Raw genomic sequence first — 25015 nt, 5'->3', positions numbered from 1 at the left:
CTGCCTACCTCCAAGATAAAAAAACGTTGTTTCGAAAATACCGCATAATTGTTTCATAAATGTATCATTTAACCGCTTTCAAGTTTTTTATGTCTTCCATCCTTCTCGGAAGCAAAAATGTAATGAATATTGTAGTACCTATTTCTTCACTACTCTCAATCCGCATGCTTCCGCCCTGCTTATTCATAATCTCCTGACAAATATACAAACCATAACCATTCCCGTAACTAGAAGGAAGTGCTTTTCCTTTCGGAGACTCATTCCACTCCGCAAGCACCACTTCATCTATACCGATCCCATCATCATGAACAAAAACCTTCGCCTCATGCTCATTTACAATTACATTCATACGAATGTGCGAAGCATCACTATACTTAATTGCATTATCAAGCACATTTAAGAAAATTTGCTTCGTCTTATCAAAATCCGCAACAACATGTACATCCGTTAACTCATTTATCACTTCAATTTCAAACTGATTTAGACGAGGTTTCACAATTGAAACGGCTTCTTCTGCCAATTCCTTTATATTCACAACTGTAGGAGACACCTCAAACGTACTCGTCCCATATTTCGAAGACTTAAGCAGTTCCTCTACAAGTGATAATAAACGCTCACTTTCCACAGCCACATAACGAAGACTTTCCTGTACATCTTCTTTCGAATGTAACTTCGGAATTAAATCAACATAACCGATAATTGCCGTTAGCGGTGTTTTTAGCTCATGCGTAATGCGATCTAGGAAATCTTTCTGCTTCTCTTTCTCCTCCTGCAATTGCTTAATATGCAGCTCAATTCCATCGGCCATCGCGTTAAAAGATGCTGAAAGCTGAGCGATTTCCACGTACTCATTTAACTCTATCTTACTCTTATAATCACCATTCGCGAGCCTCTGTGCCATTTGTCTCAACTGATCAATTGGTTTATGAAGAGACTTCGCTAAACGAATCGCAAAGAAAATACCGGTAGCTACTAAACAAAGAGACGTCATTAAGAAAGTCCAGCTCACATTTGTTAAAACTTCCTTCTCACCCGTTAACTCATTTATAAAACGAATACTTCCAATGACATCGTTTCCATAATATACTGGGCTTGAAAACAAAAGAATGGGAGCGGGATCCGCCTCCTCAAAAACATAAGACTTCTTTCCCTTCAAGGAACTCTCAATGTCAATGTTACGGTGAAGCAATGCTCCTTTTTGTGTATCTGCAACAACATCGCCATTCTTCCCGATCATCTGCACACGGACATCCATACGCTTCGCTAAATACGACGCAATTAAAAGTGAATTCGGACCAAGCGTATCCACTTCTGCTTCCTTCTCTAAATAATTCATCGTATAAATTTGTGCTTCTACACTTAACTTTTCTAAAGAATCTGCTGCGTTATGATACATATTCTTTTCTAACGTAATATAAACAACTGCATATAAAAGAACAAAAATCGGAATTAACAGCCCAACTATTCCAAACACCATATTTCGCTTTAAAGACATACCATCACCACTTAACAATCCAGTTTATAGCCAACGCCATAAATTGTCTTAATATATTCTCCGCTCGTCCCAAGCTTCTTGCGAAGTCTCTGCACCATAATATCAACTGCTCTCGTATTTCCGATATACTCAAATCCCCATACTTTCTCAAGTAACTCATCCCTCATAAACACACGCTGTGGATTTGAAACAAATAACTGACATAAATTAAACTCTCGGTACGTTAACTGAATCTCTTGTCCACTCACATGTACCTTTCTTTCCTTCGGACAAATCACAATCTCTCCAGCCTCAATTACTTCATGACTTACAGCCGCCTCCGTCTTCTTTACACGCCGCGCCATATTCTTAACCCGAAGAATAAGCTCCGCATAATTAAACGGCTTCGTCACATAATCATCAGCACCAAGCTGCAAGCCCAGCAACTTATCATTCATCTGACTCTTTGCCGTTAACATAAGCACCGGAATATCCCTATCCCTCTCACGGAACAAACGAAGCAACTCATACCCATCCGTATCCGGAAGCATAACATCCAAAATCAATACATCCGGCCCTTCATTCCATTTCTCTAAAGCTTCTCTCCCATCAGCCGCTGCCAACACTTCATAACCTTCCATCTCCAACTGCATCCGAATCAAATTACGAATACTCGATTCATCATCAACCACAAGTATTTTCATCATTCTCCTCCTTCCACCACGTATTATAGTACAGTTTAGTATAGCAAAAATCGTACAAAAAAAGAGAGGGTATTGTCGAACATATTTTGTCGACGATACCCTCTCCCCTTTTATTATTTAGCTACAAAATAATCCGTTACATATTGTGCCCAAACTTCATGACCTTTAGCAGTTGGGAAACCAAACTCTTCTTGTAAGTATGGTAAAATTTCCTTTGTCGATGCATCAGGCCATGCTCCCCAATGATCAATATATGTATAATTATTTTGCGTTGCAAATTGTTTTAATCCTTCAATCGATTTCGGATAATTTTTCGCACCATAAACTGGATTTGATGGTTGAATCATAATCGTAGCACCCTTTGCACTAGTAGAAAGTGCTTGAACTAATATTAACAAACACTTTTCTCATTAACCTTAAATTTCGCATAAATTCCAAATATATATAATAATATTTTTATAAAAATATTATTGCTTCAAAATAATTAATTAGATAAAATACAATTTGGCTAAACTCAGATAGCAAGGAGAATCATTATTGAAAAACACCACAGTCAATACTGCAAGAATACAAGCCATTGATATCGTAAGAGGTATCACTATTTCATTAGTAGTTATGGGACATACCGAAGTTCCTTCACAGATTAATAATTTTTTCTCAGCTTTTCGTATGCCTCTATTTTTTATGGTATCTGGCTACTTATTAAATGTCACAAAGCATACCAATAATTTTAACAATTTTATAAACAGCCGAATTTGGAGGCTTCTCATTCCTTATTTCTCAGCTTGTATAGTCTTCTATGTCATTTGGTTATTACGTCAAAACTTATGGACTAATAATGCTATTTATTGGTACGAACCTATATTAGGGATTTTTTACGGGAATGGTGAGCAACTATATGTGAATACTCCCCTCTGGTTTTTAGTCTGTCTATTTTGTTCAGAATTAATCTTTTTATCTATTATGAAATACATTCAAAACTATTCTAGTGTGCTCCAAATAATTTGTTTCTTCTCCATAGGAATCATTGGATTTATTATTAGCCAACATATCCATTTACCATGGGGATTAGACATAGCACTAATTGTACAACTTTTCTTATTCATCGGAAACAAACTTAAATCCCACGATATATTCAAACAATTAAAGTTTCGCTCCCAATTTTTAATCCCGATTCTTATTTTATTTGTTATTATCAATCCCATAAATGGTTTTGTAGATACAAATAATAGGATATACGGAAATCTTATACTATTTTACATGAACGGAATCTGTGGCAGCATACTCACATTGTACTTTTCTCAATTAATAGAAAAAAGCAAGATTTTTTGCCAAGTATTTATTTTTCTCGGTAAAAATTCAATTAATATATTAATATTCCATACTGCTGTTTTTTGGTTATTAATTTTCATTAACAAACTACTACCATATCCATTTCTCTCTCATTGGATTCTATACACCGTAATAGGTATATCTATAAGCCTATTAATATCTAATTTCATAAGAAAACATCCTATGATTCGGATGTTTTTCAATGGTGTTAAGCTTCAAAAAAATTATAAACAAATATGTTAAAGAGCTATACACTCTAAGTGAATGAACTTCTTTATATTAAAAGTATCCAAACCAGCACAGCAAAATAAGAAACACCTTTATCAAATTAAAATAATTTGATAAAGGTGTTTCTTATTTTTGTTTTATCCACTCAAAAATATAAATCTAATATACGGTCTCACACAAAAGAAGATGTATATGAGATAATAACAGGCTCTTATTCACATAAACAAAAATGTCGGGAATAACAAATAATATAGAATATACGCAGAATCCTTAAAACTATATCTATTTTAAGTTGTTATGCCTCAAAATAAAGATACTAATTTCCCACTAGCACCTCATATCTATTATTTCACTAATAACGCATCCTGTAGTTGATTTATAAAGTTTATATAATGTACACTTATAAAAGTGTTCCATAAGTCCTCCTAATTTAAAATTTATATGACTTATAAATTATTATATTATTGTTAGGGAGACTATACTATATTCAATAATACAGAAAACAAATAATTGTTATATAAACTTCCTATAGCTTTACAATATAATTTTTCACGACTAAAGAGAGGTATTTCCATGTTAAATAAAAATCAACTCGTATCAGTTATTGTTCCTCTATATAATGCAGAAAGATACATTGAACAAACGATTCAGTCTATCTTAAACCAAACCTATACAAATGTTGAAATTATAATTATTGACGATGACAGTACAGATAATTCCGCTTCCATTGTGAAAGAAATCACAAATATTCATCCTAATAAAATTCATTATATTCACCAACAAAATCAAGGCGTTTCTGTTGCACGTAATACCGGCATTGAAAATGCAGCTGGTGAATATATCGCTTTTTTAGATAGCGATGATTTATGGCATCCGACTAAACTAGAAAAACAGATTCAAAGCATGCACGCCAACAAAATGAATGCATGTTACTGCGGTCATTCCTATTTTTATGAATTAACACAAAGCAAAACTGCCATTGCTACTAAGTTTATAAAGGGTGATATAGCATCTGCATATTTAGGGCATCAAGTTATCGCTCAAACAAGCACCTGGATTTTTAAAAAGTCTCTTCTTATAGACAATAATATACGATTCACACCTGGTTGCAGTTGGGGAGAGGATCTAGAATTTTTATTTAAACTTACTAGCATTACCAATGTATGCTATGTTGAGGAATATTTGACAGATTATCGTATTTTAAACGAAGGGAATCTCTCATCTAAGTATAGTGATTACAAGTTAAAAACTACTATAGAATTAGAAGTATATCAAAGGATAAAAATATGGATTCAAGAAAACACTTCTAATTTAATTACATCTAATCATAATCAGCTTAATCATATTTTAGACACTTATCTTATTCCATTTACAATAATACATAGTGCCTATACTTATATGCTAGCTCCAAATCCTGCACAGGAGACAATAAATCAAATAAATACCGATTTAAAAAAATATTGTCATAGAATCTCTTTACTAAATAAAATGAATAGTATTAAGCTTCTTGTGAAATTATGTATCTTACGCTTTAAATTATTTTCGTCTAAATAATTTGTTTTATTTAAAGATAGAAAGGTGTTCCCATGACAAATAATAAAATTCTTAAAAATGCTTCTTATTTATTTATAGGCAATATCACAGTTCGGTTCACTTTAGCAATTGCAACTATTCTTTTTGCTAGGTATGTTTCTCCATCTGATTACGGTATATTCACTATTGCTCTTGCTATTTCAGCTGTGGTTTGCTATTTCACTGATGCAGGCTTAACCCATACTTTTATGCGCGAAGGAACTAAACCAAATGCAAACATTAGTATACTCATAAGTAGTTACTTACGAATCCGCTTAACTTTAGCTATTGTTTTATCATTACTATTTATCATTCTTGCACACTTTTTCTATGACGATACTTACCTACGAACTATTATCTATTTAGTCGTTCTTCCAACAATGTTTGGAGCAACCTTCCAAGGTATTGGAACAGTCTATTTTCAAGTAACAGAACGCATGCAGTTTACTGCTATTATTTCTGTCGTCCAAGGAACTACAGCCGCTATTTCTCTTTTATTAGGGATGACACTTAAATGGTCACTTACAATGACTGCCGCCATGTATGGAATATCGAGTCTAATTGCGGGTCTTATATCCTTTATTATGGTTACTCGTTACACGACCATTCATAAAGGATGGGATAAGCAAATTACTAACCAATTACTTGTATTTACAATAAACGGGATTATCATCATGTTACTCCCTTCCTTAGGACCTATCATACTAGAAAAAGTAACTACTTACGATAATATTGCCTTTTTTGGTGCAGCAGCAAAAATACCATCCGTTTTGTACCAAATACCGGGTGTAATTGCAACAGCTTTCTATCCTCGATTATTCGCATTTGGAAATGAAAATAATACTGTGGAACATAGAAAATTATCGTATTTCGAATTAAAATTGATGTCCTTTCTAGGTATTGGAATATCAATTCCTTTTATTGCTGACCCTAGCTTTTGGATTATCAATTTACTAGGAGAAAAATATGAACCTGCAGGAGAAGCACTTGCAATTTTAGCATTTATGGTTATAATTCAGTCTATAAATTACCCATTGGCTGACAACCTAACTACGATAGGAAAGCAATGGAAAAGAACTATAACAATGTCATTAGGATTATGTGTTGCGATAGTTAGTTATATTCTATTAGGAAGCTATTTAGGTATGATGGGGGCAGCAATGGCCGCAATTATAACAGAGATTTCATTACTATTAGGTTTTTCTTTCTTTATTCATAAGGGATTTAATCTATTGTTTAATGGCGTTATATTTAATTTTATATCCTTTATAATTAGCTATATTTTGTACCGCCTCCTATTTATTAATATGCCTGCATTAATAGCTTTAACAATCACTTGTCTTGTATATGCAGTGATTGTTGTAATCATCGATTTAGAAATTCGAAATTTCTTTACAGGTTTCTTAAAAAAATACATATCTAAAAAAAAATCTACTATTAAAATACAATAATAAAGAAAACTTCAATCTAAAAGATGTTATGAATTCTTCAATATGAGCTATACTCCGAATCATGGACAAAAACATGATTCGTTTTTTTATAACTATAAGAAGGGACGATCGCCTCGTACTATTTTTGAAGGATGTGGATTTGGTATCGATGTAATAGGTCTACAACATGTGATAACATCAGGAAATGAGTGGGTACTTCCTATCAAGAAGGTGACTCTTGTTGAATAAAGAAATCGCCCTCTTGATACCGTTTACTTTTTTAAAATACTCTTTACAACAGGTACAGATTATTTATTCCTCTTTTGTTCCACAAATATTATTTAACGTCCATTTCCTAGAACCTGACCATCCCAATCAATCACTATTTTCCTTAATTTTCCTGATCCATCTACCGTTTGCACCCCTCCAACTTTATATAGTTTCACACTTCCATCACCAATTCCTAAATATGTTCTATCTCCTCTCAGTTGCCATAATTGATTTCCTGCCGAATATAGTTGGATAAACCCATAAAAAGTTTCATCTATCATCAAAAGATAACCAACATTTTCATTAACAGTTCCGTCTACTCCGAAATTGAAAGAAGGTTCTCTGCTAGTATTTAATTTAATCCATGTTACATTAACATTAGCATCATAATCTACTTCAATTACAGTTCCCGCTCTTAATGACGCGACTTCTTCAATTGCATCTGAGTTAAAACTTAGAAAGGTTTTGTCTCCAATATTCCTACTTTCGATGGTCGGTCTAACATCATTTAAAAGCAACCCGTTGTACGGAATGTCAATTTTCACGTTTTTAATGTTATTTAATTGTTCAAAAAGAACATAATCAAACATTGTATGAAAATTATTGTTATCAATTGTTACACCTGAAATCCAACCATCCAAAGATATACCACATGAATAGTGTAAATTATCGTATGGTTTCCACATATTTGATACAATTTTTATTCCATACACTGGTTCAAATGCGTTTATTTTCAAAAGTCCATATGTTTCTTCTGAATAATTATTACTAAAGTCTAATGCCCCATTTGTAAAACCACCAGCATTATACAGATTAAGTACACAACCAAAAACAACTTCATTAATATTACTAGGGGATTGCCTTTTAGGATCTGAAGGTTCTCCATTATATTCGAAACTTGTTCTTTGAATAATTATCCCTCTACCTGCTATATCCCCGTAAATCCCATGGCTTTCATTTCTAATAATAAATGAATCTTGAATATTAAGCAGATTAGTTTCCCCAGTATAATTTATAGGATTTCTACCTATGAATATACCATTTTTACCATTTTGAGCAATTATTGTTTTTTGAATTGAAGCTGATATCACCCCATGAGGGCATTTAATACCACAATCTTTAAAACCTACAATTATACAGTTATATAAATCAATTTCTTGTTCCGCTTTATTTGCTGATGTAGATTCTATACCACTTCCGACACTGGATCGTAAATTACCGAAGATTCCTATATTTTTAGCCGTTAGGCCACTACTAAATATAGAGATATTTGCATCTGTAGTAATAATACTACCTTTACAACGATTTCTATATTCCATGTACTTGTCTTCATTACTCCAAGGTCTCGTATACTCCCAATCCAAGAGCGGTATAAACGGTTTTCCTACTCCAACTAATTTTATTCCTTTGGTATTAATCGATTGGAGTACATAATATGTTCTATTAGGTAGTCTGATTTCAGTTAATTCATTTTGAATACAATATTCAATAGCCCTTTTAAATCTAGGACTATCATCTTGCTCTCCTTCCAGCATAGGAAATTCCTCAATATTAATCCCGGTTGAATGGCTAATTACTTGCATTCTTTTTTTTCCTTCAAATAATTGAGCTTCTAATGCATCTGCCCTTTTTCCTGCAGTGACATACGATTGACCAGTGTTTCCACTCGTTCTAAAATCCACCATTTCACTAATAGATGGATTTCCATTCGTCATATTAGAAATTTGATTATCGTATTTCTTCTCTAAAGTAGACTGCTTTTCTTCTATCTCACTCGATAAAAGCGTTGCCTTCTCAGTCTCTTTATTAATTGCTTCTAAACCATCAGCTAATGAGGATCCAACATCTTGCCCATAGATGGCAGTTTTAATAGTCTTTATCATTTCATATGTTTTCGCCATATTATTCGCCTCCTGTTCCTCTCTCCAACTAGACTACACGATTATTTAGTAATAGTAAATCTGATTACTGCCCCCTTAATAGTTTTACTATTAAGTCTTTTTTACAATCGTATCTATCTTTTCATCTATATTAGTAATACTGGCATTAATAAGTTTAATATCCTGATTAATTTTCACTACATTTTTCAGTCCACCTTCAATGATTTTTAAAGTTTTTTCTAAACCGGATATTAACTTAAATATAATTGGCTTTAAAGGACACATGTAAGGAAAACTCAGGAAGAAAGTCAAAAAGGAATTTACATTAGAAAAGAATTACGCATGTTTAGAAGCCGGATGAAACTTATACGAGGTTGCAAATAAATTGTTAAAACAGATCAAACTTTCGGAAAGACGGATGTGGACAGAAATAACTTTACAATCTAATCAAAAGTACCTATTAATTTTTTCTATTATTAAAAAATATATTGAAATATTTGTGTAAAACCGTAAGTGTTACACGTTCTGGATACTATAATTATTTTTCTGTTACTTCTCAAATTCAGCTAGAGAAAAGAATATATCAAGATTAAATGTTGAAAGAATTTATATTAAAGATATTTCGATTTAGAGATTAAAAAAGAGTCGTCCAATCAAGATGACATTCTTTTCGAGCACTTTAAAGATAAAGGCCCATAAAAACTTATCCATCTTTCACTTAATTAAAATAAGAAATTAAAAACTATATGAAATTCTATAATCAGTATAGATATCAGTGAAATTTAAAGAAAATGGCTTCTGTTAAATACAGAAATCACCTTCTTGATACCACCTAACTTCTTTTAATGTCTTTTACAAGGGTTACAAATTATCTCCCTAATATATTTTTTGAAAATTATCAAGTCTATAAAAAGAATTACGAAATGATTAAATCACTTGCATTCAATATAAAGTTTTATATGATACAGCATAACTCTATCTGCTATCAGTAGATAGAAAAAGGATGGCTTCAAATAGATATCGAAACCACCCTTTAAGTATCTAACCTTTTGGAACCTTTTATTATACAGATAATTAGAATAAGAAATTTTAAATGATTACTTTAAATTCCTTATACTATTACACTCAACTCTCGTAGCCATTTGGCTTCTTTTGATGCCAATTCCAAGCATGCTCAATAATTGTCTTCACGTTTATATACTTAGGATCCCATCCTAATTTCTCTTTCGCTTTCTCAGAAGAAGCAACTAAACGTGCTGGATCCCCCGCACGGCGCGGTGCTACCTCAGCAGGAATTTCATGGTTTGTAACTTCCCGAACTGCATCAACGATTTCTTTTACACTGAAACCATTACCATTTCCTAAGTTATAGAAATCACTTTCTCCACCATTTTGTAGATCCTTAAGCCCTAAGAAATGAGCTACCACTAAATCTTCAACATGAATATAATCACGGATACAAGTACCATCTGGTGTATTATAATCATCACCAAATATCATAATCTTTTCACGTTGACCTAACGCCACTTGTAACACAAGAGGAATTAAATGAGTCTCTGGACGGTGGTCTTCCCCAATAATACCGTTTGGAGTTGCACCAGCCACGTTAAAGTATCTAAAGATCTTATAACGTAAATTTGAAGCTTGGCTATACCAATGAAGCATCTTCTCAATTGCTAACTTCGTCTCTCCGTACGTATTTGTTGGATTCGTCATCGTTTCCTCGGTAATAAGGTCTACATCTACCTCACCATACGTTGCAGCAGTAGAAGAAAAAATGAACTTATCTACTTTAAACTCATCCATTACCTCTAATAGGCAAAGTGCACCGTACAAATTGTTATTATAATATTGCAAAGGCTTCTCCATACTAACCCCAACTAAAGAATCAGCTGCAAAATGCATAACCGCTCCAATATTTTCTTGTTTAAAAACACCTCTTAAAAATGCTTTATCACGAAGATCACCATTATAAAACTTGGCACCCTCTGTAATTGCATCTTCATGACCAGTTTGTAGGTTATCTACTACTACTACAGATAAACCTTCGTCTATTAATTTTTTCACAGCGTGAGAACCAATATAACCAGCTCCGCCACAGATTAAAATTGAATTCATTATATACCTACTTCCCTCATAATTATATTTTCAAGCTTATGACTAGTTAATTTATACTACATTATAAGTATAGACACATACTTCAAACACCTACGGTAGGTACACTGAAATAATAAAGCTGTTATTTAATATAGCCATCTTTATTATTTGATTGCCATTTCCAAGAATCTGTACACATTTCTTCTAATCCGCGTGTTGCCTCCCAGCCTAATTCACGCTTTGCTTTCGATGCATCAGCAAAACATACTGCCACATCACCTGGGCGACGCTCTGTAATTTTATAAGGAACTTTCTTGCCCGAAACTTTTTCAAACGCTTCAACCATCTCTAGTACAGTATAGCCCATACCTGTGCCCAAGTTATAAGCATCTACTCCCGTTGTACTCAGTACTTTCTCAAGCGCCTTTACGTGACCATTTGCTAAGTCCACAACATGGATGTAATCACGGACTCCTGTTCCATCTTTCGTTGGATAGTCATTTCCGAATACGCTTAATTCTTTTAACTTACCTACCGCTACTTGCGTTACATATGGCATTAAGTTATTTGGGATTCCATTTGGATCTTCTCCGATACGCCCACTTTCGTGTGCACCAAATGGATTGAAATAGCGAAGTAATGCGATACTCCATTCTGCATCTGCAAATGCTACATCACGCATAATTTGCTCAATCATTAATTTCGTTTGACCATATGGATTTGTTGCACTTAATGGAAACTCCTCGGTAATCGGTGACGTTTCCGGGATACCATATACAGTTGCAGATGAACTAAAGATTATCTTCTTTACATTATGTTTCTGCATTACTTCACATAGCACTAACGTGCTTGTAATGTTGTTATGATAATATGTTAATGGAATCGCTACTGACTCCCCTACAGCTTTAAATCCTGCAAAGTGAATAACTGCTTCAATTGCATTTTCTTCAAAAATTGCGTCAAGCGCTTCGCGATTTAAAACATCTTCTTTATAAAACTTAAATTGTTTTCCTGTTATTTCTTTCACTCGATTTATAGATTCTACCGAGCTATTCGAAAGATTATCCACTACTATAACTTCGTAACCGATATTTAGTAATTCTATACATGTATGACTACCAATATATCCTGCTCCACCTGTTACAAGTATTGCCATGAGTATACCTCCACTGTTATAACTTATTAACAAAAAGAGGCAATCACAACAGAAATGATTACCCCTTTAAACTTCCTTTTTACTTAGCAATGAAATAATCAGTTACATATTTCGCCCAAACATCATGCCCTTTCACACTAGGGAAACCAAACTCTTCTTGTAAGTATGGTAAAATTGCTTTTGTCGATGCATCAGGCCACGCTCCCCAATGATCAACATATGTATAACCATTTTGCGAAGCAAATTGTTTTAATGCCTCAATTGCTTTCGGATAATTCTTCGCACCATACACTGGGTTTGATGGTTGAATCATAATCGTAGCACCTTTTGCACTAGTAGAAAGTGATTGAATGAACTTCTGTGTATTCATAACAGAGTTTCCATTGCCAGTTTTACTATTATCAGTAATGAATGGCGGCTCAAATAAAATCACGTCAGGATTAACTTTCGCAATCTCTTTATCACGCTTATTCGCAATTAACTCTTCTGTGCTTTCACCCTTATATTCCTTTACAGTCACATTCCATAAACCTTTACCGTAAGCAGTTTCTAAATTAGTTGTTAACTTATTTGCCCAAGCATCTTTTTCAGATGAAGAAGCTTCATCACCAACAATAACAAGATTTACTTCCTTTTTCTCCGCAGCAGATTTCTTTAACTTCTCTTTCACTGCATCTGGTAAGTTTTTCGCATACGCTTCATTAAAAGATGACTTCGCATCTTGTTGTTTCTCTTCTTTCTTTGCTCCGATCTCTTTCACTTCAGCCTTTATTTTCGTTACTTCACTCGTCTGCCCTGTCGCCTTTGCAACTTTCTTATTCCAGTACAGTTTACCACTTACAACCGAAGCAACAAACAATACAAAAACAACAAGAACAAGTACTGCATTCTTATTCATTAATTCACCTCATCTATTAATCTCACAACATATAATATTAATATAAATTCATGCAAAAATAAACCCAACTCCTTCCAAAGGAGTTGGGTTATTACATATTAATTAGTCAGTTCAAGGTGTGCTCTTAGCTTATTCGTCAAATCTTGTTTCGCTGCCTCTGGAACATAGTAGTACCAAATACCATCAGCGGCTTTGTGGCCATCTCCAGGAATTTGGATTTCTTCACTATTCTCCATGCAATCTTTATAGTTCTTTTGAATCTCAAACATTTGCTCTTGAGTTAAACTTGTTTTAACATTTTTCTCAATTGCTTTTAATACATCACCATAGCTTGCTAGAGAAGATACATTGGCACCTTTTTTAATTACTGCTTGGATCACTTGACGTTGGCGCATTTGACGACCAAAGTCACCACGTGGATCGTCATATCTCATTCGTGAATAATGTAATGCTTTAGTACCATCCAAATGAATATTACCTTTTTCAAAGTGAATATTTTCATATTGGAAATCTAAATCATTATTCACATCCACACCACCAACAGCATCAACAATATCTTTAAAACCAGCCATATTTACCTCTATATAATGATCTACCGGTATATTTAAAAAGTTCTCTACTGTTTTAACTGCCATGTTTATACCACCAAAGGCATAAGCATGATTTATCTTATCTTTTTTTCCCTTACCGACAATTTCTGTGTAAGAATCCCTTGGTATACTAGTCATCTTCATTGATTTTTGCTTAGGGTTTAAAGTAAATAGAATAAGTGAATCCGATCTACCAGTTTCATTTTCTCTTTGATCCACTCCCATCATTAAAATTGAAATGGGTTTCTGATCTGCTATATTTACTTTTTCTTCACGTTTATCCGACTTCTCGCGATTTAATGGCTTATGCACAGCATCTAATGTTTTAGTTACATCGGAGTATATATAATATGCAAAGCCCCCACCAACAAGTAAAACAATACCGACTATAACCAAGGTCCACAATAAAAACTTTTTCTTCATTTTCATACCTTCTTTTTAAATATTGTACAAAACTTCAAATTACAGCGTTAATAACGTATCAATTCGCAATCAATTATACACTATAACATAACGTAACAAAAATCTCTTAAAATATTTACGCTTTATGGACTGTATTTTCGCCTATTGCATTTTTCTTTATAACTATTGAACTACAGTGCACTAAATAAAAAATCACTAGAAAAATTATTAAATCATTATCATAACCTACATATTGTAAAGATGTTACAGCAAACCATGAAAATAATAGAATAATCCTATTATATACTTTTTTAGAACGCAATCTATATGATTTATAATAAAAAAGAAGGATCCATACATAAAGAAATGTTCCCACGATCCCGAAATCAAGCAACATATTTAAGAAAACATTATGCATATTATTTTCTCCAATATAGTAATACGCATATTTACTTAAAAAGCCCGCTGTACTTAACAATCCATTTCCTATTAAGTAGCTTGTTTCAAAAAAACGATCCATGAACGTATTCCAATATATTAAACGGATATAGCCACCGTCTGTAATATCAAAATTAATACGAAGTAAGTCATCCAACTTTACAAATACAATACATACTCCCATTAATATAGGCACTACAGAAAATGCTTTTACATATGTTTTATCTGACTTCATAATTTTAAAAATCACATATATCCCCAAAGCTCCAAAATACGTTAATTGCGCTGTTCTGCTTAAACAAAGTATCGCATTACAAACGGATAATGCCAAAATCATCGTATTTCCCTTTGTAAATTTGAATTTATTAATAATAATATAAAAATAACAAATTTGAGCCAATACTATTTTAGTAGCTAAAATATTTTTTGAATAGTTCCCCCAAAAAAGAAGTTGTGGGTTTTCCGTAATTCTATATGCCGTCATTGAATCTGATGTATTTAGTACTAAAGAAAATAAATTTAACTTATAGTATAAAAATATATATTGTACAAAACTAATTATGATAATTATCTCAAATACTATTTTTAATCTTTTCCAAAATAATTCATCAACAATTTTCTCACTACTGTTTAATACGGTAAAGAAAAATAGTAAATTTATTATCATCTTAAATAGCATTTTAAAATTATCGGATGTATATTCATTTTGTATTATAAAAATTATAACACTCCACAATAAGAAACCTAAAATTACCAAAGTCCATTTTTTAATTTTATATTCATGATTATATAGAAATATAATACTTGTACCTACAACGAACAATCCAAATATAATGGGATATACATTAGAATTAATTATAAAAATAGACAAAACACTCATATAAAAAAGCAATTGAATTGTATTTTTCGCTTGAATTTTCATTATTATTCTCTCTCATTTTTAGTATAATCTGAAAAACCCTTTACCCTACAATATACAGAATTCCATCCTCTCAAAATTTTATTCTTATTTAAAGTCATCAATGCACCTACTAATTTTAACATATGATACACTAACACCTTAAAAAATAAAACAAGTGTGTGGAAGTCTAAATTAGATTTTACAAAACCTCCAAATCCTAACGAGTAACTTTTAACTTTCTCCACACTTATATCTTGATTAGGATGTGGATGATAAACTTCAATTTTAGGACTGTATATAACTTGTGAAGATCTCGTATATTTGTATACAATATCTGTGTCCTCACAGGAACCAAAATAGGTACCTACTCCTAGCTTTTCATTAAATCTATATATATCTTTTGAATTCCTTAGAAACATAGTAATAGAAGAAACTTTAGTAAAGAAGTTGTTTTTTGTAATATTTACGGTTTGTTTTGACCATTTACGTATTACATCATTTCCCGATTTATCAATTATCCTTCCTAAAATCAAATTAGATTCAGGATTCTTTTGAAATGCTTCTTCTACTTCCTTTAAAGTATTAGGGTAATATTCGCAATCATCATCTGGATAAGCAATATATTCACCTTCTGCATATTCCAAACCAATATTTCGATTATACGACAAACCTTTTGTATTGCTCTTAACATGAATAATATTCAAGTGCGTATATTCCGAAATAATTTCTTCCAAATTAATTTTTTCTACATCATTTTGATCTACAATTATAATTTGCACTTTTTGCAAATCATAATCTACTTGTTTAATACTCTCTAAGAACAATTCAATTTCTTTATCCCGACCTTGTGTAGCCATTATTAAAGAAAATTTATATTTCATGATAGCCCCCTAATTATTTCATATAAGCTGATAATTTTCTCTTTAACGGCACAGGGATAATCTTGTGAATCTTACCTAATTTATAAGCTACTAATTTCACTGCATTTTCAACCGTTGCATATACAAGCATTTTCTTATTCTCTTTCCAGAGGAAGTTTGCTTGTTTTTTTATCATCCTTGCCCCTTCTTTTTCATTAGATACATGCTCTAATAAATAATTTGTTGATTCAAATGCCATTCCTATATCAAAATACCTCTTAAATTGTTGTTTTAGGTTATAATTATGCGAATGAAAGACCTTTGCCGTCGGGGTGTATATTACATTTTTTCCATCTAGAATAACCTTAGATGCTAATATTAAATCTTCATTTAATATTACTTTTTGTGGGAAACCATTATATGGATCTTCAAATAATATTCTTTTATACATACAGCATACATTTGAACAGAAAAACGTTTTAATTCCTAGCTTCCCTACTTGCTCTAAGTTCTTTACAATTTTCTCATCTGGATAATTAAAACCTCTTGCAAATTGCTCTAAAATATTGGCATTTTCTTTAGGGATTTGTCTTGCAAAACAAATTAAATTATCGTCATTCTCTAATTCTTTCATAAAACTTATTATAAGATTATTATCAACTGGTATAGCATCTTGAGTCATGTATAATAAATAATCCCCTGATGCTATTTTGGCCAAGTCATTTCTGGTACCACCATGATCAAAATGCTTATTCGGTATCTCCGTAAATTTTACCTTTGGGAATTCATTCATTATTATCTCTTTTGTATTATCTGTAGAACTAGAATCTACAATAATTATTTCTAGCCCTATGCCTTCTGGAAGTTTTTGATTATACAATTTATTCAATAATGTCCTTATTTCAAATCCCGCATTGTAAGTAGGAATTAATATTGAAACTTGTTTCATTTTTTTCTCCTTTACTATATCCGTCAATTATTTTGACATTCCCAAAATACAACTATATCAGTCAATATCAATAAATAATCACATACAAATTAAACCCTTTAGCTATATACTTATATAGTTAAAGGGTCTTTCTAAAAATCAAATTAAAAAAGTTTCTACTCAAATCGTTTATCTGTTTTCTGAAAGATAACATGCTACAGCTTTTTTCCAATCTTGTAATGGAAGAAAACCTTCTTCTTCGATTTTCTTTTTATCTAAAACAGAATATTTAGGTCGATCTGCTGGTCTAGGAAACTCTTCAGTAGTCACCGGTTTTACATTAACATCCATTTCGGCTTGTTTAAATATTTCTACCGCAAATTCGTACCATGAACATATTCCTGCGTTGGTTACATGATAAATACCATATTTTTCAGAACTAATCAATTCAATCATAAAACGAGCTAAGTCCACCGTATACGTTGGGGAACCCACCTGATCATTTACTACACTAATTTCATCATGCTCTCTTCCTAAACGTAACATCGTTTTCACAAAATTATTTCCAAATATGCCGAATACCCAAGCTGTACGAACAATAAAGAATTTATCCACGTACTGTTGTACAAATGTTTCACCTGCTAATTTTGTTTTACCGTATACCCCCAATGGTTTTGTCGGTTCACTAGTTTTATAAGGCTTTTTGGCTGTACCGTCAAAAACATAATCGGTACTAATGTACAACATTTTCGCTCCGATTTTTCCTGCAGCTTGTGCTAAATACTTTGTACCTAGTCCATTTACTTTATAAGCAGTGTCTGCATCTTCTTCTGCAGTATCAACATTTGTATAAGCTGCACAATGCATAATTGCATCTGGCTTAATTTTATTTATGTAAGCTTGTACAGCCTCATTATTTGTTATATCTAGCTCTTCACGATCAACACCATATACCTGTAAATCTGTATGTTCTAACTGTCTTAACACATCTTGTGCAAGTTGACCTTTTGCTCCTGTGACAATAACCTTCATTTACTTAACCTCTAATCTATTACCGTATTGATTATCAAAGTATTCTTGGTATTCTCCAGATATAATGTTATTCCACCAATCTTGATTTTCTAAGTACCAGTTAATCGTTTGTTTAATTCCAGTATCAAAGTTGTACTTTGGTGACCAACCTAACTCCTCACGAAGTTTTGTTGCATCAATTGCATAGCGACGGTCGTGTCCTGGACGATCCGTAACATATTGAATTAAAGACTCTGGCTTATCTAGTGCTTTTAAAATCGTTTTTACAATTTCAATATTAGTACGCTCATTATTTCCACCAACATTATATACCTCACCATTTTTCCCCTTATGAAGTACCAAATCAATAGCTTGACAATGATCTTCCACATGTAACCAATCACGTACATTTAATCCATCACCATATACTGGTAATTGCTTATTATTTAATGCATTAATAATCATTAACGGGATTAATTTCTCTGGAAAATGGAACGGCCCATAGTTGTTTGAACAGCGTGTAATGTTGACTGGTAATCCAAATGTTTCATGGTATGCACGAACTAGTAAATCTGCCCCTGCTTTACTTGAACTATACGGACTATTTGAAGCTAAAGGTGTTTCTTCTGTAAAGTATCCTGTATCTCCTAAAGTACCATAGACTTCATCTGTTGAAACTTGTAGATATTTTTTGATTTTTGCATTTTTTGCAGCATCTAACAGTATTTGAGTACCTTGAATATTCGTTTGGATAAAAATATCTGGATTTGTGATACTTCTATCTACATGTGATTCCGCAGCAAAATTCAATACATAATCAAAACTTTCTTCTTCAAATAACTGATTTATAAATTGACGATCTGCAATATCGCCCTTAACAAATTTATAATTAGGGGCATCCTCAATAGCTTTTAAATTCTCTAAATTTCCTGCATACGTTAATGCATCTAAATTTACAACATTATATGCTGGGTACTTTTTCACCATGTAATTTACAAAATTACTTCCAATGAATCCCGCCCCACCTGTTACCAATATTTTCATGCTGTTCCTCCTCATTTCTCGTATACAAAATTAATATCAGCTTCCGCTAATGGCATATGCTTAGTATCTTTTTCTGAAAGAATTGGATTACCTACTGGCCAATCTATGCTTAGTGCTGGGTCATTCCATAAAATCCCCGAATCATGTTCTGGAGAATAATACTCGTCCACTTTATAAGCAACTGTTGAATTAGGTACTAGTGTACAAAAACCATGTGCAAATCCTTTTGGGACAACTAATTGTCGTTTATTATGCTCACTTAAAATGACACCGACCCATTGGCCGTATGTAGGTGAACCTTTTCGAATATCAACGGCCACATCATAGATAGCACCTGTAATACAGCGTACTATTTTTGTTTGTGCCTTAGGATTTAATTGAAAATGTAAACCTCGTAATGTCCCTGCAGGAACTGATAAAGATTGATTATCTTGAATGAACTCATGTTTCAAGCCTAATTCTTCAACTACACCTTTACTATAACTTTCCATAAAGTATCCTCGGTGGTCGCCAAATACATTAGGTTCTAAAATCATCACATTTGGAATTTTAGTTTCAATAATCTTCATTCTATCCACTCCCTTATTGGTAGATTGGTTGCTTCGTCTTGATTTGTTCAGCTAGTTGAATTAAATATTGACCGTATTGATTTTTTTTCATTGGTTCTGCTAATACCAATAATTGTTCACGTGTAATGTACCCTTTTCGAAAAGCAATTTCTTCTAAACAAGCTACTTTTAGACTTTGGCGTTTTTCAATCGTTTCAATAAATTGTGATGCCTCTAATAATGATTCGTGCGTTCCAGAATCTAACCACGAAAAACCTCTACCAAGAATCTCCACATTCAAGTGATGTTCTTCTAAATAAACTTTATTTATATCGGTAATTTCTAACTCTCCACGAGCTGATGGCTTAATATTCTTAGCAATTTCTACAACTCTGTTATCATAGAAATATAAGCCAGTTACTGCATAATTAGACTTAGGTTCCGTTGGTTTCTCTTCAATAGACATAGCCTTTCCAGACTCACTAAACTCAACGACCCCAAAACGCTCTGGATCATTTACATAATAACCGAATACTGTTGCACCATTTTGGCGATTTACCGCATTTAATAAAAGTTTAGTTAAGCCATGACCATAAAACAAATTATCTCCTAATATTAAAGCTACAGAATCATCACCAATAAATTCCTCACCAATAATAAAGGCCTGTGCTAACCCATCTGGAGAATCTTGTACTGCATACTCAAGACTAATTCCAAACTGTGACCCATTCCCTAATAGTTGTTCAAAACGCGGGGTATCCTGCGGTGTAGATATAATTAAAATTTCACGAATTCCAGCAAGCATCAATACTGATAAGGGATAATAAATCATAGGTTTATCGTATATCGGTAACAGCTGCTTGGAAACAGTCGTAGTAAGTGGATATAATCGTGTACCACTTCCACCTGCCAAAATAATTCCTTTCACTAAAAAACTCTCCTTTTCAACTATATAATTAATAAGCTCCCTTACGAAGTACTACATTTACAATAGTAAGGACTAGAATTTTAATATCAAAATATAAAGACGCATTTTCTACATAATGAAGCTCTAAATCTACTCTTTCTGGATAACCTACATCACTTCGTCCACTTACTTGCCAATAACCTGTAATCCCAGGTTTCACAGATAAAAAAGCGTCTAGTTTATGACCGTACTCAGCTAATTCCTCATTTACCACTGGTCTTGGGCCTACAAGACTCATATCACCTTTTAAAACATTAATAAATTGCGGAAGTTCATCTAAACTTGTTTTTCTTAGAAACTGACCTAACTTCGTAATACGAGGGTCTTCATTAGGTTCTAATTTATAATTATTAGCTACATATTTTTTATATAATACTTCATTTTCTTTTAGTTTTTCTTCTGCATTTACAATCATTGAACGGAATTTATAAATATAAAACTTTTCACCATTTTTCCCCATTCGCACTTGTTTGAAAAACACAGGACCTTTATTATCTCCCCACATATAAAAGATTGAAATCAGGGCGAAAATCGGAGAAAAAACTACTAATCCCACTATAGCCCCTATTAGATCCATCACTCTTTTTGAACATAAATAAATCACACTAGGCTGCTTAACCTTCTCTACTTTCGGCTCAATCGAAGTACCTACTATTTCTTGATTATCCAAGTCTACCTACTCTCCTCTATATATGTATATTTTCTTTTTTCACAAGTCCATTCATATACTCCATCAACTCTTCTTTCAATTCTTCATGCTGAAGTGCCATTTCAATTGTTGTCTTAATAAATCCAAACTTCTCCCCAACATCATAACGAATGCCTTCAAAATCATACGCAAACACACGCTGAATTTCATTTAATCTTTGAATCGCATCTGTTAACTGAATTTCTCCACCAGCACCTGTCTGTTGGTTTTCAAGGAACATAAAGATTTCTGGTGTTAATACGTAACGACCCATAATTGCTAAATTAGATGGCGCTGTCCCTTGAGCAGGTTTTTCAACAAATTGACGCACTTGATAGCTACGATTCTTTTGTTCAATTGGGTCAATAATCCCGTAACGATGTGTTTCATTTTCTGGTACCGTTTGTACACCAATAACGGATGATTGTGTACCTTCATATTGATTCATTAATTGACGTAAACATGGTGTTTCTGCTTGAACAATATCATCACCAAGTAATACAGCAAATGGCTCATTTCCAATAAACTTACGTGCACACCATACTGCATGTCCTAACCCTTTTGGTTCTTTTTGTCTTATGTAATGAATATTAATTTTTGAAGACGCTTGTACTTTCTCAAGCATTTCGTACTTTTCTTTTTCTAAAAGGTTTTGTTCTAGTTCGAAAGAATGATCAAAATGATCCTCAATGGCACGTTTTCCTTTACCAGTAACAATAATAATATCTTCAATTCCTGATTCTATTGCTTCTTCTACTATGTATTGAATTGTGGGCTTATCGACGATTGGTAACATTTCTTTTGGCATCGCCTTTGTTGCTGGTAAAAACCTTGTCCCAAGACCAGCAGCTGGAATAATTGCTTTTCTTACTTTTTTCAATTGTAATCCTCCTACATCTTTTCATTTGTATACAACAATAACAAAAACTCTACCTATAGATTTATAGTTATAACTCTATAGGTAGAGTTTCTATTATAAATAAAATTATGGGCATCTAACCCCTCCTCACGTCATACTACCGACGACAAGCGTCTAAGGTAAGCTTGAAATAAAATTTTCTACCCACAGCACGACCGAGTGCCCCCGTTGATAACGGTTAGGAGACATCACCAATTCTTTATTTAAAAGATACCGAACAATTTTTTACGACGAATTTGTTCTGGATCTTCTTTGTAAATCGCCTTCCCGCTAATCAATAAGTACGGATTTTCTTTTAAATCACTCATAACATTCATTCCAAATTCTTTCTCAATTAATTCATAGCTTTCTGCTAAATGAAATCCTCTTGACGTTGTGTTATGTGCATCTGAAGCAACCATATGTGTTAAATTATGTTCAACAAGTTGTAATGAAAATTTTTTAATTTTTTTACCAAAATTTCCTAATAAACTACCTGCTGTTACTTGCGTCAGTGCACCTTTATTTACAAGATTATATAACTTATCTGGTCGCTCGATTAACTCGGCATTACGTTCCGGGTGGACAATAATTGGAATCATTCCCTTTATACGTAGTTCGTATAATAATTGTTCTGCATAACGTGGTACGTGATTAGATGGAAATTCAATGAATATATATTTATTTGTTTCATTTAAAGTAACGATTTTACCAGCTTCATAGTCTTCTAATAAATCGCCATATAACCTGACCTCTTGCCCAGGTAAAATGGTAAGTGGGATATTATATTGTTGTAGTTCATCATTTAATTGTTTTACGTGATGAATAATTGAGGTACGTTCATTTACATATTTGCCATTTTGATGGTGCGGCGTTGCGACAATTGTATGTATTCCTTCTGCTACAGCTTGTTGTGCCATTGCTAAACTATCAGCTACTGTTTGTGCACCGTCATCGATACCATGTAAAATGTGACAATGTAAATCAATCATTTATTTCATCCTCTCTCTCATATTAATCTTTTTTCCCTTGAATATAAGAAATATCTCATATTCAAGGGAAAAAAGGAGATATGTTTTTCCCATATCTCACTCTTTTAATTAGTTAGCACCGTAATAATAATATAAGCCGTTTTCACGTTCACAATCATTCAGAACAACACCTAACAGTTTACCTTTAGCCGATTCTAACAATCCTTTTGCTTTTACTGCTGTTTCTTTCTCTGTTGATTCACTACGAACAACAAGAATAGAAGCATCACATACGTTTGCCATAATTTGTGCGTCTGTTACAGCTAAAATTGGTGGCAAATCAAAAATCACTAAATCGTACATACTATATGCTTGTCCAAGAAGCTCTTGCATTGATTTTGAACCTAACAATTCTGCTGGATTTGGCGGAATTGGGCCACACGCTAAAAAGTGTAGATTATCTACAGCGGTCTTTTGTACACATTTCTCTAAACGTTCACTATGCGTTAAGACATTCGTTAATCCAAAAATATTATCTAATTGGAACATTTGATGCATCGCTGGTTTACGCATATCTGCATCAATTAATAATACTTTTTTCCCCTGTTGGGCAAAAACAACTGCCATATTCGCTGTCGTTGTTGTTTTTCCTTCACTCGGATTAGCAGACGTTATCATTAATGAATGTAAATTCGTATCAACAACTGCAAACTCAATATTCGTTCGAATATTACGATATTGTTCTGAAATAGGTGATTTCGGTTGTTGCTGAGCAATTAATTGACGACGTTGACGATGATTTTTTTTCTTTTTAAATAAATTAAGAGCCAATTGTTTGTCCCCTCACTTTCCTTGATGATGGAGCATGTGATTTCATATTTGTTGTTTCTTCATCCATACGAGCGACAATACCTAACACTGGTAAGCCAAGTAATTTCTCTACATCTTCTTCTTTTTTTACAGTGTTATCTAGATACTCTAGTACAAATGCTAATGCGGTTGAAGCCATTAAAGCGACTACAAATATAATTGCAATATTTAATATTGGGCGTGGTTTAATTGGTGACTGTTCTTTAAAAACTTCTGCTTTCGATAATACGGTAACATTATCAACACTCATGATTTTTGCAACTTCATCTTTAAATACCTCAGCTGTGACATTTGCGATTTCACTAGCCACTTTTGGATCTTTATCCTGAGCTGTAACGGAAATAACTTGTGAGTCTCTTTCATTTGTAACATCAAGTTTTTGAGTCAAATCTTGTACTGTTTCTTTTAAATTCAACTTTTTTTGTACTTGCTCTACAATTACCGGGCTCTTGATAATGACCTTATATGTATTTGTCAGTTGTATATTGGTTTGTACATCACCAATCTGAAGGGCAGTTCCCTCTTGTTTCTTCTGATTAACCAGAATTTGTGTTGAAGATTGATAGATCGGTGTCATAAAGAAGAAGCTAATAATAGCACCTACTATAGCTGCACCAAAGGCGATTATGAGGATCATTCCTAAACGTTTTCTTAAAATATGAAATAACTCTTTCAAACTAATTGTTTCTTCCATAAGTTCCTCCAACTTTCTAAAATTTGCACATAAGAAAAATTATAGCATATTCATCTTATATTTTTTTATTTAAATAAATTATTTAGTACAAGCTTCTAACAAACAAGTTTAATCTTACAAAATAATCTTAAATATGACAACACATTCCAATGATTTCCCAAAAA

Annotated in this window: 22 protein-coding genes and 1 pseudogene; 3 read left to right on the top strand and 20 right to left on the bottom strand. The window is 33.0% G+C overall.

Annotation, left to right across the window (positions count from 1 at the left end; all coding sequences use genetic code 11):
* Positions 1 to 64 precede the first annotated feature (64 nt).
* From MR112_RS10395 to MR112_RS10385, 3 genes and pseudogenes are all read right to left on the bottom strand, one after another.
* On the bottom strand, positions 65 to 1495 hold the full coding sequence (locus MR112_RS10395; protein WP_242244928.1) for a HAMP domain-containing sensor histidine kinase: 1431 nt from the start codon (positions 1493 to 1495) through the stop codon (positions 65 to 67).
* 11 nt (positions 1496 to 1506) lie between these two features.
* Positions 1507 to 2178, bottom strand: coding sequence for a response regulator transcription factor (locus MR112_RS10390; protein WP_000699548.1), 672 nt, complete (start codon positions 2176 to 2178; stop codon positions 1507 to 1509).
* Positions 2179 to 2291: 113 nt separating this feature from the next.
* Positions 2292 to 2564: pseudogene (locus MR112_RS10385) on the bottom strand (SGNH/GDSL hydrolase family protein); the annotation flags it as partial.
* Between the two features lie 151 nt (positions 2565 to 2715).
* Here MR112_RS10385 and MR112_RS10380 point away from each other — a divergent pair.
* The 3 genes from MR112_RS10380 (at position 2716) to MR112_RS10370 (ending at position 6761) form a co-directional block, all read left to right on the top strand.
* The gene (locus MR112_RS10380; RefSeq protein WP_242244927.1) at positions 2716 to 3753 is read left to right on the top strand and encodes an acyltransferase family protein; all 1038 of its coding nucleotides are present in this window, start codon (positions 2716 to 2718) and stop codon (positions 3751 to 3753) included.
* Between the two features lie 558 nt (positions 3754 to 4311).
* The gene (locus MR112_RS10375; protein WP_016125720.1) at positions 4312 to 5292 is read left to right on the top strand and encodes a glycosyltransferase family 2 protein; all 981 of its coding nucleotides are present in this window, start codon (positions 4312 to 4314) and stop codon (positions 5290 to 5292) included.
* A 32-nt stretch (positions 5293 to 5324) separates the two neighbouring features.
* Positions 5325 to 6761, top strand: a complete 1437-nt coding sequence (locus MR112_RS10370) for an oligosaccharide flippase family protein (protein ID WP_016125721.1) — start codon at positions 5325 to 5327, stop codon at positions 6759 to 6761.
* Positions 6762 to 7081: 320 nt separating this feature from the next.
* Here MR112_RS10370 and MR112_RS10365 read toward each other — a convergent pair whose 3' ends face one another.
* The 17 genes from MR112_RS10365 to MR112_RS10285 all read right to left on the bottom strand — a co-directional run bounded on the left by MR112_RS10365 (position 7082) and on the right by MR112_RS10285 (position 24851).
* Entirely contained in the window at positions 7082 to 8911 is a 1830-nt protein-coding gene (locus MR112_RS10365) for a hypothetical protein (RefSeq protein WP_242244926.1), read from the bottom strand.
* Between the two features lie 1104 nt (positions 8912 to 10015).
* A complete protein-coding gene (gene galE, locus MR112_RS10360; protein WP_016125724.1) occupies positions 10016 to 11008 on the bottom strand; it encodes a UDP-glucose 4-epimerase GalE in 993 nt (330 codons plus the stop codon).
* A gap of 121 nt (positions 11009 to 11129) precedes the next feature.
* Positions 11130 to 12143 carry a UDP-glucose 4-epimerase GalE gene (gene galE, locus MR112_RS10355; RefSeq protein ID WP_242244925.1) on the bottom strand — a complete coding sequence of 338 codons (1014 nt, stop codon included), beginning with the start codon at positions 12141 to 12143 and terminating at the stop codon, positions 11130 to 11132.
* A 79-nt stretch (positions 12144 to 12222) separates the two neighbouring features.
* Positions 12223 to 13041: an SGNH/GDSL hydrolase family protein gene (locus tag MR112_RS10350; protein WP_016125726.1), complete on the bottom strand. Its 819-nt coding sequence runs from the start codon at positions 13039 to 13041 to the stop codon at positions 12223 to 12225.
* Between the two features lie 98 nt (positions 13042 to 13139).
* Positions 13140 to 14054 carry a polyisoprenyl-teichoic acid--peptidoglycan teichoic acid transferase TagU gene (tagU, locus tag MR112_RS10345; protein WP_016125727.1) on the bottom strand — a complete coding sequence of 305 codons (915 nt, stop codon included), beginning with the start codon at positions 14052 to 14054 and terminating at the stop codon, positions 13140 to 13142.
* A gap of 115 nt (positions 14055 to 14169) precedes the next feature.
* Positions 14170 to 15393, bottom strand: a complete 1224-nt coding sequence (locus MR112_RS10340; protein ID WP_016125728.1) for an O-antigen ligase family protein — start codon at positions 15391 to 15393, stop codon at positions 14170 to 14172.
* Positions 15394 to 15395: 2 nt separating this feature from the next.
* Positions 15396 to 16253, bottom strand: coding sequence for a glycosyltransferase family 2 protein (locus MR112_RS10335; protein ID WP_016125729.1), 858 nt, complete (start codon positions 16251 to 16253; stop codon positions 15396 to 15398).
* A 13-nt stretch (positions 16254 to 16266) separates the two neighbouring features.
* Positions 16267 to 17181 carry a glycosyltransferase family 2 protein gene (locus tag MR112_RS10330; protein WP_016125730.1) on the bottom strand — a complete coding sequence of 305 codons (915 nt, stop codon included), beginning with the start codon at positions 17179 to 17181 and terminating at the stop codon, positions 16267 to 16269.
* A gap of 168 nt (positions 17182 to 17349) precedes the next feature.
* Positions 17350 to 18192: a dTDP-4-dehydrorhamnose reductase gene (gene rfbD, locus MR112_RS10325; RefSeq protein WP_016125731.1), complete on the bottom strand. Its 843-nt coding sequence runs from the start codon at positions 18190 to 18192 to the stop codon at positions 17350 to 17352.
* Entirely contained in the window at positions 18193 to 19215 is a 1023-nt protein-coding gene (rfbB, locus tag MR112_RS10320; RefSeq protein WP_016125732.1) for a dTDP-glucose 4,6-dehydratase, read from the bottom strand.
* Between the two features lie 11 nt (positions 19216 to 19226).
* Complete coding sequence (rfbC, locus tag MR112_RS10315; protein ID WP_016125733.1) at positions 19227 to 19784, bottom strand: dTDP-4-dehydrorhamnose 3,5-epimerase; 558 nt, start codon at positions 19782 to 19784, stop codon at positions 19227 to 19229.
* Positions 19785 to 19797: 13 nt separating this feature from the next.
* Complete coding sequence (gene rfbA / locus MR112_RS10310; protein ID WP_016125734.1) at positions 19798 to 20691, bottom strand: glucose-1-phosphate thymidylyltransferase RfbA; 894 nt, start codon at positions 20689 to 20691, stop codon at positions 19798 to 19800.
* A 28-nt stretch (positions 20692 to 20719) separates the two neighbouring features.
* A complete protein-coding gene (locus MR112_RS10305) occupies positions 20720 to 21370 on the bottom strand; it encodes a sugar transferase (protein ID WP_370658488.1) in 651 nt (216 codons plus the stop codon).
* Positions 21371 to 21416: 46 nt separating this feature from the next.
* On the bottom strand, positions 21417 to 22298 hold the full coding sequence (gene galU / locus MR112_RS10300) for a UTP--glucose-1-phosphate uridylyltransferase GalU (protein WP_016125736.1): 882 nt from the start codon (positions 22296 to 22298) through the stop codon (positions 21417 to 21419).
* Between the two features lie 242 nt (positions 22299 to 22540).
* On the bottom strand, positions 22541 to 23308 hold the full coding sequence (locus MR112_RS10295; RefSeq protein ID WP_016125737.1) for a tyrosine-protein phosphatase: 768 nt from the start codon (positions 23306 to 23308) through the stop codon (positions 22541 to 22543).
* Between the two features lie 108 nt (positions 23309 to 23416).
* Positions 23417 to 24118 carry a CpsD/CapB family tyrosine-protein kinase gene (locus tag MR112_RS10290; RefSeq protein ID WP_016125738.1) on the bottom strand — a complete coding sequence of 234 codons (702 nt, stop codon included), beginning with the start codon at positions 24116 to 24118 and terminating at the stop codon, positions 23417 to 23419.
* Positions 24108 to 24851 carry a YveK family protein gene (locus MR112_RS10285; RefSeq protein WP_016125739.1) on the bottom strand — a complete coding sequence of 248 codons (744 nt, stop codon included), beginning with the start codon at positions 24849 to 24851 and terminating at the stop codon, positions 24108 to 24110. The genes MR112_RS10290 and MR112_RS10285 overlap by 11 nt, the downstream gene beginning before the upstream one ends.
* Between the last annotated feature and the right edge of the window lie 164 nt (positions 24852 to 25015).

Origin of the sequence: Bacillus cereus group sp. BfR-BA-01330 (assembly GCF_022663885.1) — a bacterium.
In the GTDB taxonomy this organism is placed as follows: domain Bacteria; phylum Bacillota; class Bacilli; order Bacillales; family Bacillaceae_G; genus Bacillus_A; species Bacillus_A cereus.
This window is presented reverse-complemented; position numbering and strand designations above follow the sequence as displayed.

Excerpts from the sequence above, each read along its gene's own strand:
- MR112_RS10395 (WP_242244928.1), bottom strand. The coding sequence starts at position 1,495 with ATGTCTTTAAAGCGAAATATGGTGTTTGGAATAGTTGGGCTGTTAATT.
- MR112_RS10390 (WP_000699548.1), bottom strand. The coding sequence starts at position 2,178 with ATGAAAATACTTGTGGTTGATGATGAATCGAGTATTCGTAATTTGATT.
- MR112_RS10375 (WP_016125720.1), top strand. The coding sequence starts at position 4,312 with ATGTTAAATAAAAATCAACTCGTATCAGTTATTGTTCCTCTATATAAT.
- MR112_RS10370 (WP_016125721.1), top strand. The coding sequence starts at position 5,325 with ATGACAAATAATAAAATTCTTAAAAATGCTTCTTATTTATTTATAGGC.
- MR112_RS10365 (WP_242244926.1), bottom strand. The coding sequence starts at position 8,911 with ATGGCGAAAACATATGAAATGATAAAGACTATTAAAACTGCCATCTAT.
- galE (WP_016125724.1), bottom strand. The coding sequence starts at position 11,008 with ATGAATTCAATTTTAATCTGTGGCGGAGCTGGTTATATTGGTTCTCAC.
- galE (WP_242244925.1), bottom strand. The coding sequence starts at position 12,143 with ATGGCAATACTTGTAACAGGTGGAGCAGGATATATTGGTAGTCATACA.
- MR112_RS10350 (WP_016125726.1), bottom strand. The coding sequence starts at position 13,041 with ATGAATAAGAATGCAGTACTTGTTCTTGTTGTTTTTGTATTGTTTGTT.
- tagU (WP_016125727.1), bottom strand. The coding sequence starts at position 14,054 with ATGAAGAAAAAGTTTTTATTGTGGACCTTGGTTATAGTCGGTATTGTT.
- MR112_RS10340 (WP_016125728.1), bottom strand. The coding sequence starts at position 15,393 with ATGAAAATTCAAGCGAAAAATACAATTCAATTGCTTTTTTATATGAGT.
- MR112_RS10335 (WP_016125729.1), bottom strand. The coding sequence starts at position 16,253 with ATGAAATATAAATTTTCTTTAATAATGGCTACACAAGGTCGGGATAAA.
- MR112_RS10330 (WP_016125730.1), bottom strand. The coding sequence starts at position 17,181 with ATGAAACAAGTTTCAATATTAATTCCTACTTACAATGCGGGATTTGAA.
- rfbD (WP_016125731.1), bottom strand. The coding sequence starts at position 18,192 with ATGAAGGTTATTGTCACAGGAGCAAAAGGTCAACTTGCACAAGATGTG.
- rfbB (WP_016125732.1), bottom strand. The coding sequence starts at position 19,215 with ATGAAAATATTGGTAACAGGTGGGGCGGGATTCATTGGAAGTAATTTT.
- rfbC (WP_016125733.1), bottom strand. The coding sequence starts at position 19,784 with ATGAAGATTATTGAAACTAAAATTCCAAATGTGATGATTTTAGAACCT.
- MR112_RS10295 (WP_016125737.1), bottom strand. The coding sequence starts at position 23,308 with ATGATTGATTTACATTGTCACATTTTACATGGTATCGATGACGGTGCA.
- MR112_RS10285 (WP_016125739.1), bottom strand. The coding sequence starts at position 24,851 with ATGGAAGAAACAATTAGTTTGAAAGAGTTATTTCATATTTTAAGAAAA.